11 protein-coding genes are annotated in these 15,224 nt (G+C 55.0%); 4 read left to right on the plus strand and 7 right to left on the minus strand.

The features are described 5' to 3' along the window. Positions 1-82 precede the first annotated feature (82 nt). Both mfd and EK369_RS02910 read right to left on the minus strand, forming a co-directional pair. Complete coding sequence (gene mfd, locus EK369_RS02905) at positions 83-3,544, minus strand: transcription-repair coupling factor (protein WP_127112170.1); 3,462 nt, start codon at positions 3,542-3,544, stop codon at positions 83-85. Positions 3,545-3,549: 5 nt separating this feature from the next. After that, positions 3,550-4,074 carry a component of SufBCD complex gene (locus EK369_RS02910; RefSeq protein WP_127112171.1) on the minus strand — a complete coding sequence of 175 codons (525 nt, stop codon included), beginning with the start codon at positions 4,072-4,074 and terminating at the stop codon, positions 3,550-3,552. Positions 4,075-4,188: 114 nt separating this feature from the next. Between EK369_RS02910 and hemB the strand changes: the two genes are divergently transcribed. Both hemB and EK369_RS02920 read left to right on the plus strand, forming a co-directional pair. Further along, positions 4,189-5,190, plus strand: coding sequence for a porphobilinogen synthase (gene hemB, locus EK369_RS02915; RefSeq protein ID WP_127112172.1), 1,002 nt, complete (start codon positions 4,189-4,191; stop codon positions 5,188-5,190). Positions 5,191-5,317: 127 nt separating this feature from the next. Continuing rightward, positions 5,318-5,878 (plus strand): lipid-binding SYLF domain-containing protein, encoded by a 561-nt coding sequence (locus tag EK369_RS02920; RefSeq protein ID WP_127112173.1) that lies wholly within the window; start codon positions 5,318-5,320, stop codon positions 5,876-5,878. 70 nt (positions 5,879-5,948) lie between these two features. Here the strand turns inward: EK369_RS02920 and EK369_RS02925 are convergent, their stop codons facing one another. Beyond that, positions 5,949-6,821 (minus strand): NAD(P)-dependent oxidoreductase, encoded by an 873-nt coding sequence (locus EK369_RS02925; protein ID WP_127112174.1) that lies wholly within the window; start codon positions 6,819-6,821, stop codon positions 5,949-5,951. 81 nt (positions 6,822-6,902) lie between these two features. Between EK369_RS02925 and EK369_RS02930 the strand changes: the two genes are divergently transcribed. Further along, a complete protein-coding gene (locus EK369_RS02930) occupies positions 6,903-9,368 on the plus strand; it encodes a penicillin acylase family protein (protein WP_127112175.1) in 2,466 nt (821 codons plus the stop codon). A gap of 30 nt (positions 9,369-9,398) precedes the next feature. Here EK369_RS02930 and hflX read toward each other — a convergent pair whose 3' ends face one another. Both hflX and hfq read right to left on the minus strand, forming a co-directional pair. Beyond that, a complete protein-coding gene (hflX, locus tag EK369_RS02935) occupies positions 9,399-10,670 on the minus strand; it encodes a GTPase HflX (protein ID WP_127112176.1) in 1,272 nt (423 codons plus the stop codon). Next, positions 10,670-10,909 (minus strand): RNA chaperone Hfq, encoded by a 240-nt coding sequence (gene hfq / locus EK369_RS02940; protein WP_008204623.1) that lies wholly within the window; start codon positions 10,907-10,909, stop codon positions 10,670-10,672. Before hfq ends, hflX begins: the two co-directional genes overlap by 1 nt. A 397-nt stretch (positions 10,910-11,306) precedes the next feature. On the opposite strand from hfq, the gene EK369_RS02945 reads away from it, so the two are divergent. Continuing rightward, complete coding sequence (locus EK369_RS02945) at positions 11,307-12,230, plus strand: GT-B fold glycosyltransferase domain-containing protein (protein ID WP_127112177.1); 924 nt, start codon at positions 11,307-11,309, stop codon at positions 12,228-12,230. A 10-nt stretch (positions 12,231-12,240) separates the two neighbouring features. On the opposite strand, the gene EK369_RS02950 is transcribed toward EK369_RS02945, so the two are convergent. After that, entirely contained in the window at positions 12,241-13,755 is a 1,515-nt protein-coding gene (locus EK369_RS02950) for a TrkH family potassium uptake protein (protein WP_127112178.1), read from the minus strand. A 4-nt stretch (positions 13,756-13,759) separates the two neighbouring features. Further along, entirely contained in the window at positions 13,760-15,136 is a 1,377-nt protein-coding gene (gene trkA / locus EK369_RS02955; protein ID WP_127112179.1) for a Trk system potassium transporter TrkA, read from the minus strand. Positions 15,137-15,224: the final 88 nt, after the last annotated feature.

Consider the following 15,224-nt stretch of genomic DNA (forward strand, 5'->3'; position numbering starts at 1 on the left):
AAACCAATTCCTGATTGTGACTATGCAATCAGACTAGAGTGGGTGCATGGTTTCTGGCAAGCTTGGCTTGATTGACCCTAGGTCAGCCACTGGCCTTTTTGCGCTTTTTCTCTTCCACGACTTTCGTCGCCAGATCACGCGCAATTGCAAAGGCACCTTTGATCTTGTCACTCTCTTTTTTCCAGTCCCGACGCACAACGATTTTATTGTCCCGCACCTTGGCGAGACCGCGCTGGTCTTGAATGAACTCAACCAATCCCTGCGGAGAGGCGAATTTGTCGTTGTGGAACTGAATGGTCGCCCCTTTCGGGCCTCCGTCCAGTTTGGAAATGCCCGCCCGCTTGCACATGTCCTTGATGCGAACCACCAAAAGCAGGGTGTTGACCTCTCTTGGCAATTTCCCAAACCGATCGATCAATTCAGCAGCGAACCCCTCAAGTTCAACCTTGGTGTGCAAGCTTGAAAGACGGCGATACAGCCCCAGCCGCACATCAAGATCGGGCACATAGTTTTCGGGAATGAGAACCGGAACACCCAAGTTGATCTGGGGTGCCCATTGTTCGTCCACTTCCGAGAGCCCTTGCATTTCTCCGGCCCGGATCTTGGCAATCGCCTCTTCCAGCATGGATTGATAAAGTTCATAGCCCACATCGCGCATCTGCCCCGACTGCTCTTCGCCAAGCAGGTTCCCTGCCCCGCGAATGTCGAGATCCTGGCTTGCCAGAGTGAAGCCTGCACCAAGTGTGTCAAGGCTCCCCAAAACTCGCAGTCGTTTCTCTGCCGCAGGCGTCAAACGTGCACGTGGCTTGGTTGTGAGGTAGGCATAGGCGCGCGTTTTCGACCGACCAACCCGTCCGCGAATCTGGTACAGTTGCGACAGACCAAACATGTCGGCGCGATGTACGATCATAGTGTTGGCTGTTGGGATATCGAGACCGGATTCCACGATCGTCGTGGCCAGAAGAACATCGTATTTGCCGTCGTAAAAGGCGTTCATACGATCATCAAGTTCGCCAGCTGCCATTTGTCCGTGCGCAATGACAAAGGACACCTCAGGCACGTGTTCAGACAAGAACTCTTCAATCTCGCGAAGATCGGTGATGCGGGGTACCACGTAGAATGATTGCCCACCTCGGTAGTGTTCCCGCAAGAGCGCTTCGCGAAGGGTGACCGCGTCGAATTCGCTGACATATGTTCGTATTGCCAAACGGTCGACTGGCGGGGTGCCGATAATCGACAAATCTCTCACGCCGGAAAGCGACAATTGCAGGGTACGCGGAATGGGCGTTGCGGTCAGCGTTAACACATGCACGTCGGAGCGCATCTGTTTCAATCGCTCTTTGTGCGCCACACCAAAGTGCTGTTCTTCGTCAATAACCAGCAGGCCCAGATTTTTGAATCGAATGCTCTTGGCCAAAAGTGCATGGGTGCCAATCACGATATCGACTGTACCACGCGCCATGCCCTCGCGCGTTTTGTCGGCCTCTTTTGCATTCACAAAACGTGACAAGCTTCTGACTTCAATCGGAAACCCACGAAAGCGGTCTGCAAAGCTCTTGTAGTGTTGTCGTGCCAAAAGCGTTGTCGGAGCAATCACTGCAACCTGCACGCCGGACATCGCCGCTACGAAAGCCGCGCGCATCGCCACTTCGGTTTTGCCGAACCCCACATCGCCACACACCAGACGATCCATTGGCGTGCCGTGGCCAAGATCACCAAGGACATCTGCGATGGCACGCAGCTGATCCTCGGTTTCCTGATACGGAAAACGCGCTGAAAACTCTTCCCAGGCGTGGTGTTGCGGTTCCATCACCGGCGCTTTGCGCAGCGCGCGTTCTGCAGCGACCCGGATCAATCGATCCGCCATCTCGCGGATGCGCTCTTTGAGTTTTGCTTTTTTTGCCTGCCATGCACCGCCACCCAGGCGATCCAGAAGACCCTCATCGTGACCGTACTTTGACAGAAGCTCAATGTTTTCGACTGGCAGGTAGAGCCTTGATTTTTCCGCATATTCAAGGCTCAGGCACTCATGCGCTGCCCCCGCTGCAGTGATCACTTCGAGGCCCTGATATCGCCCAATACCGTGATCGACATGCACGACCAGATCGCCGGGGCTAAGTGATTGTGTCTCGGTAAGAAAGTTCTCAGCCCTGCGCTTTTTGCGAGGCGCCCTGATCAGCCGGTCCCCCAGAACGTCCTGTTCGGAAATGACTGTCATGTCGGGCGTTACAAACCCGTGCTCCAAAGCCCAGACAACTAGATACAACCCAGATTTGCCTACCCGAGTAGCGTCCGTGATTGAAATGGCCTCGGCCAACCCCTCATCTTCGATCAACCCGGCGAGCCGCTCGCGGGCGCCTTCGGAGTAACTGGCGACAAGAACCGGTCCATCCTGCATCCGGGCGCGAATGTGATCGGCCAGGGCTGCGAACAAGCTGACCTGTTCCTGCTGGCGTTCTGGTGCGAAATTTCGACCTATGCGCCCGCCCGCGTCGATGACACCTGGTCCGTTGGCTTGTTGCAGTGGATGGAACCGCAGAATACGGCGCCCGGCCACGGATTCCTCCCAAGCCGCATCATCGAGATACAGCAACTCGGGCGGCACGGGCTTGTAGACCGTGTCGATACGCGACTTTTGCTGCAGCGCGTGTTTCCGGGTTTCATATTGGTCTTCGACCATCTCCCAACGTGAAACTCGCGCCGCATCCAATTGATCATCATAGGAAATCACGGATTCTGGAAGATAATCAAACAGGGTTTCGAGCCGCTTGTGGAAGAACGGCAGCCAATGTTCGACACCTTGATGCTTTCGCCCAGCACTGATCGCCTCATAGAGTGGATCATCCGTTCCCGCGGCACCAAACTCGACCCGATAGTTTTGGCGAAACCGCGTGATCGCGGCCTCATCCAGGATCACTTCGGACACTGGGGCCAATTCAATCTCATCCAGTGTTTCGGTCGTCCGTTGGGAAATGGGGTCAAATCGTCGTGCCCCATCAAGAACGTCACCAAAAAGATCGAGACGCACCGGGCCGCTGTCGCCCGGTGGGAAGATGTCAATGATACCGCCCCGGATTGCGTAATCGCCTGGCTCCATCACTGTTGGAGCCTGAGTGAACCCCATCCGAACAAGAAATGCACGCAAGGCTTTCTCGTCGATTTGATAGTTTACATGCGCTTTGAAGGCCGCTTCTTTTAGGATCTCTCTCGCTGGCACCCGCTGCGTTGCCGCATTAAGGGTCGTAAGCAGAACAAAGCGCTCTGGCATGCCATGCACAAGGCCCGCCAATGTGGCCATACGCGCCGCAGAGATATCCGCATTTGGGGAAACCCGGTCGTAGGGCAGACAGTCCCACCCGGGAAAGGTAATAACCGGCATGTCCGGCCGAAAGATCGCGAGAGCAGAACGCAGCGCTGCCACGCGTTTGTCGTCGCGTGCAATATGCAAAACCGGTCGAGATGAACGCTCAACTTCGTCCAGAATCAACTGGGCATCAAAGCCTTCGGGCGCACCTCCAACGGTGATTTGGGACGCTTGGGCCATGGGAGTTACCCGAGAGGCGAAGTGTTGAAATTCTGGTACATTCCCCAGATCGACGTCACAAAAATCGACACCACACCAATGACTTGCGTATAAACACGATGGCGCGCAAGACGTTTGTACAGCAGCGCTCCGCTGATATGTTCCTCTTGGATCCGGGCCGCCGTTGAGAGGCTCATCAATCCCACCAGGGACAAGGGAAACATCAATAGGAACACGGCCTGGGCAAATTCATTGTCATACCAAAACCCGAGCACAACGAGTCCCGTCAGGAAAAAACAGGTGAACCCCACCAGCCAAAGTCCCGAGACCCGACCGACGTATAGCAAACGATTGGTGTTGATGCGCACCATATCCTCAAGGTCAATCTCGCTTTGACCGCCGTTGCGTTTGGCCCGCAACACCATATCAAAAGGCACACCAAGCACCCAATGGCTGGCGGATGACCACATGACCGCAAGCGCAATCCAGAACCAAAGGTTCGAGAAGCTGCGCAAATCGATGAGTTCAAAGACGGTTTGATGCCAGTCCACGCTCGGGCCCTTTTTCGTGTTTCACCCCACATAACGCGGCTCTGCGGCAATTCCTAGCCTTGAGATGCGGTTAAATCCGTGGCACCTCAGTGGGGCTTGTTAATGAGGTTGAATATGAGCCATCTGCCCGCCGCCTATCCTGCCGCTCGTCTGCGCCGCACACGTCAATCTGCCGCTGTGCGCGGCTTGGTTCGCGAGAATTCTCTGACAGTGGATGATCTGATCTGGCCGATCTTTGTGCGAGACGGCGAAGGTGTGGAAGAGCCTGTGACTTCGATGCCAGGCGTGGTGCGACGCTCGGTCGACAAGATCGTAGAAGCAGCGCGCGAGGCCAACGACCTTGGCATTCCTGCCATTTGTCTTTTTCCTTACACAGATCCGTCCAAAAAGACCGAAGACTGTGCCGAAGCATGGAACCCCGACAACCTCTCCAACACTGCGACCCGCGCCATCAAGGACGCGGTGCCAGAGATTGCGGTGATGACCGACGTCGCGCTCGATCCCTACAATATCAACGGTCACGATGGGTTTGTGAAGGATGGTAAGATATTGAACGACGAAACCGTCGAGGCGCTGGTCAAGCAAGCTCTCAGCCAAGCCGAGGCCGGCGCAGATATCATTGGGCCAAGCGATATGATGGATGGCCGTATTGGCGCCATCCGGTCCGCATTAGAAGAAAACGGCCACTCCGAAGTGATGATCCTGAGCTATGCTGCCAAGTATGCCAGTGCCTTTTACGGTCCGTTCCGGGACGCGGTTGGCGCATCCGGAGCGCTTAAGGGCGACAAATCCACCTACCAAATGGACCCCGGCAACAGTGATGAAGCGCTCCGCCTTGTCGGACGTGATCTGGATGAAGGCGCTGACATGGTCATGGTCAAACCCGGGATGCCGTATCTAGACATCTGCCGCCGGGTCAAAGATCATTTTGGGGTGCCAACCTATGCCTATCAGGTGTCCGGCGAGTACGCGATGATCATGGGAGCGGCCCAAAATGGCTGGATCGATGGTGACAAGGCCATGGTCGAAAGCCTTCTGGGTTTTAAGCGCGCCGGGTGCGATGGCATCCTGACCTATTTCGCCCCTGCCGTTGCTCGGAAACTAAACGGGCTTTAGCTGCGCGTGAACTCGCCCAAAACCTCAAGCAAATAGTGACAGTTCACGTCACGTTCTCTATAATCGCGTCGAACGACCGGAAAACCGGCGGTATCGCAGCAGAAAACAAGACAAACAGGCGAATACAATGAACATGATGAACAGACGGGGTTTTACCCTCGCAGCACTTGCTGGCGTTGGACTGACCGCTGCCTGCGGCAATGGCGTGGGCTCGACAGGTGGTTCAGAGATTGACGCACGCGTGGATAACACGCTGGACTACCTTTACAGCAACTACCCCAACACCGTGGATCTTGCGAACAAGTCGACCGGGATTCTTGTTATGCCCCTGATCACTGAAGCCGGATTTGGCATTGGTGGCGGGTATGGCCGCGGTGCCCTGCGGGTCGACGACATTACTGTTGACTACTATTCAGCAGCGATGGGCAGCTTTGGGCTGCAAATCGGTGCTTCGCAACATGCGCATGTTCTGTTCTTCATGACCGAGGGGGCTTTGGCAGAGTTCCGCCGCTCGAACGGTTGGGCCGCAGGAGCTGACATCAAGTACGCTGTAGCAGATGAAGGTGAGACACTTGCGGTGGACACGACCACCACACTGGCCCCGGTCATTGCGGTGGTGTTTGGTCAAGCCGGCTTGCACATCGGTGCTACACTGGAAGGCACGAAGTACAGCCGCATCATCCCCTGACGGTTCCCATCGAATTCACAAAAAGGGCGGTTTCCGAAAAGGTGGAACCGCCCTTTTTTGTAATCAAACCTCAATCGAGCTTTCGAAGACGTTGTATCAGGCTCGACGTATCCCAACGACCGCCGCCCATTTTCTGGACGTCCTTGTAGAACTGGTCGACCAGCGCCGTTACGGGCAGGCTTGCGCCGGTTTCATTGGCTGTATCCAAACAGATTCCCAAATCCTTGCGCATCCAGTCTACCGCGAACCCATGGTCAAAGTGGTCGTCGATCATTGTCTCGTAACGATTGGACATCTGCCAGCTGCCTGCCGCGCCCTGGCTGATCACCTCGACAACAGCGCGCCCGTCCAATCCCGCTTTATCTGCAAAGTGGAGTGCTTCGGAGAGACCCTGAACAAGCCCCGCAATCGCAATTTGATTGCACATTTTGGTCATTTGCCCCGCCCCACTTTCACCAATGCGGCGGCAAATTCGAGCATAAGCATTTATGACGGGTTCCGCGGCTTCATAGGCAGAGGTGTCGCCACCACACATCACGGACAAAACTCCGTTTTCCGCACCAGCCTGGCCTCCGGAAATTGGAGCATCGACAAAGGAAATGCCCTGCGCTTTGCCAATATCAAAAAGCTCGCTTGTGACTTTTGCTGAAACCGTTGTGTGATCGACAAAAATCGACCCTGCGATCATCCCGGCAAAAGCACCCTCATCGCCCAGACAAACCTCACGTAGATCATCGTCGTTGCCAACACAGGCCATAACGAAATCACACCCCTGAGCCGCCTCACGGGGACTCAAGGCAAATGAACCGCCATGTTCCTTCGTCCAGGCTTCGGCCTTGGTGGCCGTGCGATTGTAGACGGTTACGTCGTGCCCGGCGTTTTTCAGATGCCCTGCCATGGGATATCCCATCACGCCCAGACCCAGAAAGGCTATTTTTGCCATGTGCTTTTCCCTCGCTTTCAAACATCGTAGTGTTTGTCGTGTTCCACGCGACGCTTGGCAAGAGTTAATCAGGGATTCGGCATGGGGTTCATCATTCAATGGTTGCTGCGCATTGCGGGCGGCATGCTTTTGCTCGTCGTTTTGGGCGTTATGCTGGTCTATTTCCTGGCATCGCGCAGCTTGCCGGAATACCACAAGCGGCTGGTGGTTTCAGGCGTCTCGGAAAAGGTCGAGATCGTCCGTGACAATGCCAATGTACCGCACATTTTTGGCCAGCAAGATACCGATGTGTTTTTTGCGTTGGGCTACGCGCATGCACAGGACAGGCTTTGGCAGATGCTCATGCTGCGTCGAACCGCTCAAGGCCGCTTGTCCGAGGTGTTCGGCACTGCCACGCTGGAAGTCGATTCATTGCTACGGCGGCTCGATTTTTACCCTCTGGCGGTTCAATCTGTTCAACATCAGGACGCGCGAACTGCTGGCGTTCTACGCGCCTACGCCAACGGCGTGAACACACGGATAGACGAGATCAACCGCGAGTCTTTGGGACGCGGGGCGCCGGAGATGTTCCTGTTTCCGAACGCGTTGGCACCGTGGCAACCTGCTGACTCCATTGCCATCCAGAAACTCATGGCTTTGCAGTTGTCTGGCCACCTGGACGAAGAAGTCCTGCGCGCACGCACAAGCCTTTTGCTGCCTGATGCCGACCGGTTGGCAGATATATTGCCCGATGCACCCGGAACCGGTGTTGCAGCCCTACCCGAATACGCCAATCTGGTTCCCGGTAACGCCCGGTTTGCCGCGTCCAGGCCGCTGCCTGCACATGGTTTGTCACCTTTCAATCGACGACCTCATGCGGGTGCGTCAAATGCCTGGGCGGCCGCGCCAAGTCGATCCGCTTCCGGCGGGACACTTATGGCCAACGACCCGCATCTGGGCCTGAGTGCCCCTGCAATCTGGTACTTGGCGCGTTTGGAATTGGGCACAGGTGGCGTAATCGGGGGCACGATCCCCGGAATGCCGGTTGTGTTAACCGGGCGCAGTGACTCGTTGGGATGGGGCTTAACGTCGGCCTACGTAGATGATCAGGATGTTTTTATTGAAGAACTCAATCCCGAGAATTCTGAAGAGTACCGAACCCCCGAAGGCTACACGCCTTTTCGAACCCGCAAGTCCATCATCAATATTGCAGATCAGGAACCTGTGACCCTGACCTTGCGCTGGACCGAGAACGGTCCTGTTCTGCCTGATAGCCACTACAATCTGGGCAGCATCACGCCCGAAGGGCATGTTGCAGCACTCGGGTGGACGGCACTCAGCGCGCAGGACACATCTATGACGGCCGCCGTTAATCTTCTTTATGCTGGCTCCATTACCGAAGCCATTGCTGCCGCAGAAGGTTACATCTCTCCGGCCCAGAACCTGACCTTGGCCGACAAGGACAACGTTGCACTCAAAACCATTGGTGCGATCCCACGACGCGCCACTGCACATCAATCTCAAGGGCGGATGCCAACGCTGGGCTGGATGCCCCAGAACCAGTGGCAAGGCCGCCTGCCCTATGCATCGAACCCCGTCTTTCTAAGCCCCATTGGGGGTATCGTCGGAAACACGAACAACAAAACCGTTGAACGCCCCTTTCCGCTACATGTGTCCTATGTCTGGGGGGACACTCAGCGCGTGCAACGCTGGCAACGCCTGATGCAGAGCCGACAGGTACACACGCGAGATAGCTTCGTGGAGGCACAGCTGGATACTGTAAGTTTCACGGCACGTGCCTTGCTCCCTCTTGTTGGCGCCGATCTTTGGTTTACGGGCGAAGCCGCCCCGGAGGGTACCAAAGAACGGCTGCGCCAACGCGCGCTTGCTTTACTTGCCGAGTGGAACGGCGAAATGAACGAACACCTGCCCGAACCGCTGATCTATGCGGCTTGGATGCGGGCGCTGCAAGAACGGCTGATCAAGGACGATCTTGGTCCATTGGCCGAAGAATACACCCACGTCGAACCCTTGTTCATTGAGCGCGTCTTTCGCGACGTCGATGGCGCATCCCATTGGTGCGACGTTATTCAAAGTGCGCCTGTTGAAACCTGCACTGACATGGCGCGGCTTGCTTTGGACGATGCGCTTATCTGGATTTCCGAAAAATACGGCACGCAGCTGGAATCCCTGCGGTGGGGAGACGCCCACCAAGCGACCCATGATCACCAGGTTTTGGGCGAAGTACCATTGCTCAGATACTTCGTGAACATCCGCCAATCCACATCCGGTGGAGACAACACACTCCAGCGCGGCAAGACCAGCGGGAGTGGACCGGACCCGTTTCAGAACGTGCATGCGGCCGGATATCGGGGCGTGTATGACTTTGCAGACCCCGACAGTTCGGTCTTTGTAATCTCTACGGGGCAATCTGGTCATTTTCTGTCGCGCTTTTACGACGACATGGCTCAGCTATGGCGCCGTGGAGAATATGTGCCGATGTCTTTGGATCCAGATCTGGCACGTGCGGCTTCTGTAGGTGTTACCCGCTTGGTGCCAAAGGAATAGTGCGACGCTCGCGAGACCATAGAACAGGCGCTACAGACCTTGGAACTTGCGCGCCTGTCGGGCTGTCCAGCTTACGCGGATATGAAACCCTGTCTCATCTTGGGTTTCTTCCTCGATCACGCCTTCCTTGAATAGCCATGCGCGCTGTTTTCCCTGCGAAAAATCCAGGTGGAGCTGCTCTTCGGATTTGTCCAAAGCCAGCGCATTGGAAATTGCCAAAAACAAGGCGTCAAGCCCTTCGCCTGTCACAGCGGACACAGCAAAAATCTCGTCGTCACGCTCTGCACGCGCGCGGATCGCTTCAGCTGTGTCGTCCTCAAGCAGATCGACCTTGTTCCAGACCTCCAGCTGTTTTGCACCACTATCTACGCCGAGAGAGTTCAGAATGTCGCGTACATCTTCGGCCTGAATGTCAGTCTCAGGATGGGCGATATCGCGTACGTGCAGGATCAGGTCAGCGGCAAGCACCTCTTCCAAGGTGGCGCGGAACGAAGCCACAAGTTCAGTGGGAAGATCACTGATAAAACCAACTGTGTCCGACAGGATCACTTCGGGGCCATCGGGCAATTCAACCGCGCGCATCGTAGGATCAAGCGTGGCAAAGAGCATGTCTTTGGCCATCACATCAGCGCCCGTTACATGGTTGAAAAGTGTGGATTTTCCTGCATTTGTATAGCCAACCAACGCCACGATTGGAAACGGAACCTTGGCTCTTGCCTTGCGGTGCAGCTCTCGAGTTTTCACCACCTTGGACAGTTGCCTGCGCAGGCGTACAAGCTGGTCATCAATCGCGCGTCGGTCGGCCTCGATCTGGGTTTCGCCAGGGCCGCCAACGAAACCTAGTCCGCCACGCTGACGTTCAAGGTGCGTCCAGGCACGGACCAACCGCGTACGCTGATAGCTGAGTGCAGCCATCTCAACCTGCAGAACCCCCTCTCGGGTTCTGGCACGATCCGAGAAGATTTCGAGAATTAGGCCCGTGCGGTCAAGCAGCTTGACCTTCCACGCTTTTTCCAAATTTCGCTGCTGAACCGGCGTTACAGGCCCGTCAATCAGAACCAGTTCAACTTCGTGCGACTTGAACAGATTGCCAAGTTCTTCAATCTTACCGGAACCAAACAGCATCCCTGGATGCGGTCGTGCCAAACGCACTGTGTTTGAGCCGACGACATCCAGCTCTGATAGTGCTGTGGCAAGCGAAACAGCCTCTTCCAAAGCGAAAGAGGCCTGGCGCCGTTTCTCGGTGCCGGTGATATCCGGATGCAGGACCCAAGCGCGGGTGACCTGCGCGTCATGCTCCATCAAGAGGCGTCTTCACCCTCATAAAGGCTGATCGGCTGCGCCGGCATAATGGTCGAAATTGCGTGTTTATACACCAGTTGGCTTTGACCATCTCGGCGCAGGAGTACGCAGAAATTGTCAAACCAGGTGATCACACCCTGGAGTTTCACACCGTTGATGAGAAAAATCGTTACAGGTACTTTGGTCTTACGAACGTGATTTAAGAATGCGTCCTGGAGGTTTTGTCGGTCCGAAGCCATCGCGATTGCCTTTGTTCTTGTTGGGTGCCACGGGTGCAATAGGGGCAAGTATGTCGCGCCCACTGATGAGTTTCTACCCCTAATATGAAGTAGGTGGTCCCAGTGCGTTCAGGACCGAAACATTTGAGCAACATCCAGCATGGCACGATTGGCCCCATGAGAGCGATGGAACTTGCGATTTCCAAATCTTCGCCCGGGAAACCTCTGCATGGGACCAGCCAGATGACAACAAGCGGAACTGTTGACCCAAGTCTTGCATAGATTCCAAAATGCTTCAGCGTGTTGCCTTGAATTCTCAACGCCACTTGCATTCGCTGATTGGCTTGTTAGCCTTTGAATGAGTGGTGTATTGTGGCCCTAGGTATTTGGTCTCCAAACAGGTTAAGTGATTTCGAAGATGAACGACGTCTCCATTTTTTTCGTTGCTGACGGTATCAAACTCGAAAGAAAATCCTGGGTTCTGGCCGTGTCCTTGCGTCGGGAAATGGGATTTGATTTTCCTATCATTGCTTATGTTCCAGAACAAAAACTTGGCAGCATGTCATCCGTTAGCCGGGTTGTCTTTCGGCGTTGCGGTGTCGAGGTTCGCACCTTTGATCCGAGCAAAGGAGATTGGGAAACCCCGTATGTTGTCGGCAACAAGATCCTGGCAGCGAAGGAACAGCGAGAAACAACACACTCTATTTTCCTTGATACTGACACTGTGTGCATTCAACCTTTGGAATTTCCCCGCGATGACACGCGCCCTTATCTGGCGGCTGTCCCAGAAGGTGTATTGACCTGGGGGAAAGAACGGCGCGGACACTCGTGGGAGGTTGCCTATGGCGAATTCGGATTGGATGTGCCGGAACAGCGCGTAACCTTGACCAGGGGTCGTAACAGAAGTGTACCCCCCTATTTTAACGCGGGATTTGTGGCATTCAGAGAAAAGCCGGACTACCGTGGGAACAGGCTATCAGATGTTTGGTATGACACGGCACTCAGGCTTGATCGGAATCCAGATATTGCTGACAAGCGTCCTTGGCTGGATCAGATTTCTTTGCCTGTGGCGGCTGCAAGAATGAATGCCGACCTTGTGGTACTGGATGAGTCTTTCAATTGCTCACTGCACGGACGTTCCGTCGATCCACAAATAGACAAGCGCCTTTTGCATTACCACCATGTTGCAACGTTCAACAAATGGCCACAATGCCGCTCAGTTTTGGGGACAGCTTCCGAGTGGCTTCCGGACAAAAAGCGCGGGCATCTGAAGAGACATTTGAGCCGCTGGAAGTTTCCCGGCGACTTGGAAGAAGCTGCCAGCTCCGAATCCTCGGACTAACTTCAGTTTCTTAGCGCCTCCAAAGCTCGGTCGACATAAGCGCGATTATCGCGAGAGTCTCCAGGCGTCCTAGCGCCATTGCAGCGCACATCACCAGTTTGACTGCGCTTGTCTGTCCGACCAGGTCGATGGGGGTTTCCACGGCGACGGCAACCAAGGGGCCTGTGTTGGTCAGGCTGGCAATCGCCATAACAAGTGCCTCTTCAAATCCTGCCCCGAGGCCTGCCAAAGAAATGGTTACAAACGCCAGAGAAATGGCGAAGAGCATAAAAAACACCCAAGCAATTTGCGCCCCTTTTTGGCGAATACGCCGCGACGCCTTGGTTTGTCCCACAACCATTGAAGGATGAACGAGGCGCTGCATCTCACCAAGCCCCTGAAGATAAAGGACATAAACTCTCAACAGCTTGACGCCCCCTGCCGTGGTGGCGACCCCACCACCTACAATGGCAAGCCCCATCAGGATCAAGCCTGGCGTGCCAAGCCCCGACCATGCCTGCGCCGTCTGCCATTCCGCGCTGGCGAAACCTGTTGTTGTCAAGAAACTCAAAACCGTAAAGATCGATCCCCAAGCCGCCTGAACCGCGGCCTGGGTGTTCTGTATGTCATCTACTTCAAAAGCGCCGATCCAGTGTCTCAGAAACAAGAATGTAGGTACCAAAAGTACGACTAAAATGCCCAATCTGAACTCATGGTCCTTCAACACAGAGTCGCGTCTTACTGCACCAGTGTCGGAAGAGAACGTCGTGCGGGAAAGAGCAAACAGCATAAACAGGAACAGTACCACTTCGCCTCCTGGTCCGGCCTTGGCGTCCGCAAGACCGTTGACCGGGCTAATCCCACTTGTTGCCATCACGGACATGGCGTGCATCAAACCAACCAGGCTGTTCTCGCCAAGGATGGTAAGCATGATCCACATGATAAGTGTTAGACCAGCGTAAATCGGGACCATGGCGATAACACCGCGCTGCCACCGCTTCATCGGATGCGCGGCGCCGACGTGATCTAGTCTGCCTTCATCCAAACCGGGCTCGGCGCGGGTGGTGACTTCAAACCCGCCCAGGCTTAGCGGAGCAAACACGGCTGCAGCCGCAATCCACATCAAAAGGCCGCCCAACCAAGCGACCAAGCCCCGCCACAGGTGTAAAGACGGAGAAAGTCGCGGAGAATCGAAAAGCGTTGCCCCGGTTGTTGTAAAGGACGACAACATCTCGACATAGGCATTCAGATAGGAAGTTGTCGCCAAACCCCACCAGAATGGCAAAGCGAGAACCAGAGGCAAAACCGTAAAGGCCAAAAACAGCGACACCAGAAAATCGACTGTTCGTGGGCTGCGGCCGGTGTCCGAAATGGCTAATGCAATAAGACCGAAGATAAAAAGGACCAGAATTGCGCTGTAAAGAAACGCGCGCCCTTCGTGTGAATCGTGCAAAACACCGGCGTAGATCGCGGGAACCAACATGGCGATCCCTGCAATTCCGAAGAACAGCAGGAAAATTGGCAATCGGAAAATCCAGGCGAACATCGAATCAGAAAAAGTCGATAGAGACCTGCAACAGGCGCTCGACTTCCGGGACGTCCTTGGCCATGGCAAACATTGCGATCACGTCGCCCTCTTCGATGCGGGTGCCTCCCTTGGGTTTTAGGACCTTGTCGCCCTTGAGGATGGCACCAATCAAAACACCCTCGGGAAAGTCGATATCACGCACTTGTCGGCCGGCGATTGGTGAGGTCGATAAAACCTCGGCTTCAATGATCTCTGCTTCCGCATCTCCAATGGAATAGACATCACGTACGCGCCCATGACGAATATGCCGTAGAATAGAACTGACCGTCGTCGCACGCGGGTTAATGTACGCATCAATACCAAGCGGTCCCATCAATGGTACCAAAGTCGGATCATTGATTAGCGCCACAGTCATGGGACACCCACGAGACTTTGCCCTGACAGCCGCCAAAAGGTTCACCTTATCGTCGTCAGTGACGGCCAAAACAGCATCCGTGCGGTCGATCCCGGCCTCGGTTAACATGGCAGCGTCAAGCCCATCACCATGTAGCACAATCGTGCGTTCCAGTGATTCAGCGGCCTTCTCAGCAACCTGACGACTTTGTTCGACAATTTTGGTTCGGATTCTGTGGGCACTGGTTTCCAACTTTTGCGCCACCATCAGACCAACATTCCCGCCCCCGATCAGCAGTACGCGATCTTGCTTCTTTTGTGTTTTACCAAAAACTTCAAGCGTTCTGCTAATGTCATCAAGCGCCGTAAAGACATAGATTTCATCATTGACGAACAGCTGATCTGCCGGTTCAGGCGCGAACAGCGTTCCTTTTCGCCGCACCCCCACAACGACTGCCTGCAACGTGGAAAACAGGTCAGTGAGCTGACGCAGAGGCGTGTTCACGACTGGGCAATCTTCTTCCAAAGTCAGCCCAAGCATCTGAACACGACCATCGAGGAACGTCTCTGTATCAAAGGCCGCCGGTGCAGACAGCCGCTTTAACGCTGCTTCGGCCACTTCCTGTTCGGGGCTTATCACAACATCAATCGGCATGTGATCGCGACGGTAGAGATCAGAGTAGATAGCCTCGAGATATGATTGGCTGCGAAGACGCGCGATCTTTCTCGGTATCGCAAAAACCGAGTGCGCCACCTGGCACGTGACCATGTTGACCTCATCCGAATAGGTCGCGGCGATAATCATATCAGCGTCGTTGGCTCCGGCTTTGTCCAATACGTCGGGATAACTCGCAAACCCAGCGAGTCCTTGGACATCCAGAGTATCAGTCGCCCTACGAACGAGATCGGGGTTACTGTCCACCACCGTCACATCGTTGCGTTCACCCGAAAGGTGGCGTGCGATCTGCCAACCTACCTGACCAGCCCCACAGATAATGACCTTCATATTGTGCCTCTTTAGGTTTGGCCTCTCCGGGTTTGCCAGAAGGCATGACAGAACCACCTAACAAGGTCAAATACTACCATTGACCATA

It is taken from the genome of Shimia sediminis (assembly GCF_003990645.1).
Classification (GTDB): Bacteria; Pseudomonadota; Alphaproteobacteria; order Rhodobacterales; family Rhodobacteraceae; genus Shimia; species Shimia sediminis.

What these genes read in the sequence shown, in the direction of transcription:
- mfd (WP_127112170.1), bottom strand. Translation starts at nt 3,544, where the DNA reads ATGGCCCAAGCGTCCCAAATCACCGTTGGAGGTGCGCCCGAAGGCTTT.
- hemB (WP_127112172.1), top strand. Translation starts at nt 4,189, where the DNA reads ATGAGCCATCTGCCCGCCGCCTATCCTGCCGCTCGTCTGCGCCGCACA.
- EK369_RS02920 (WP_127112173.1), top strand. Translation starts at nt 5,318, where the DNA reads ATGAACATGATGAACAGACGGGGTTTTACCCTCGCAGCACTTGCTGGC.
- EK369_RS02925 (WP_127112174.1), bottom strand. Translation starts at nt 6,821, where the DNA reads ATGGCAAAAATAGCCTTTCTGGGTCTGGGCGTGATGGGATATCCCATG.
- EK369_RS02930 (WP_127112175.1), top strand. Translation starts at nt 6,903, where the DNA reads ATGGGGTTCATCATTCAATGGTTGCTGCGCATTGCGGGCGGCATGCTT.
- hflX (WP_127112176.1), bottom strand. Translation starts at nt 10,670, where the DNA reads ATGGAGCATGACGCGCAGGTCACCCGCGCTTGGGTCCTGCATCCGGAT.
- hfq (WP_008204623.1), bottom strand. Translation starts at nt 10,909, where the DNA reads ATGGCTTCGGACCGACAAAACCTCCAGGACGCATTCTTAAATCACGTT.
- EK369_RS02945 (WP_127112177.1), top strand. Translation starts at nt 11,307, where the DNA reads ATGAACGACGTCTCCATTTTTTTCGTTGCTGACGGTATCAAACTCGAA.
- EK369_RS02950 (WP_127112178.1), bottom strand. Translation starts at nt 13,755, where the DNA reads ATGTTCGCCTGGATTTTCCGATTGCCAATTTTCCTGCTGTTCTTCGGA.
- trkA (WP_127112179.1), bottom strand. Translation starts at nt 15,136, where the DNA reads ATGAAGGTCATTATCTGTGGGGCTGGTCAGGTAGGTTGGCAGATCGCA.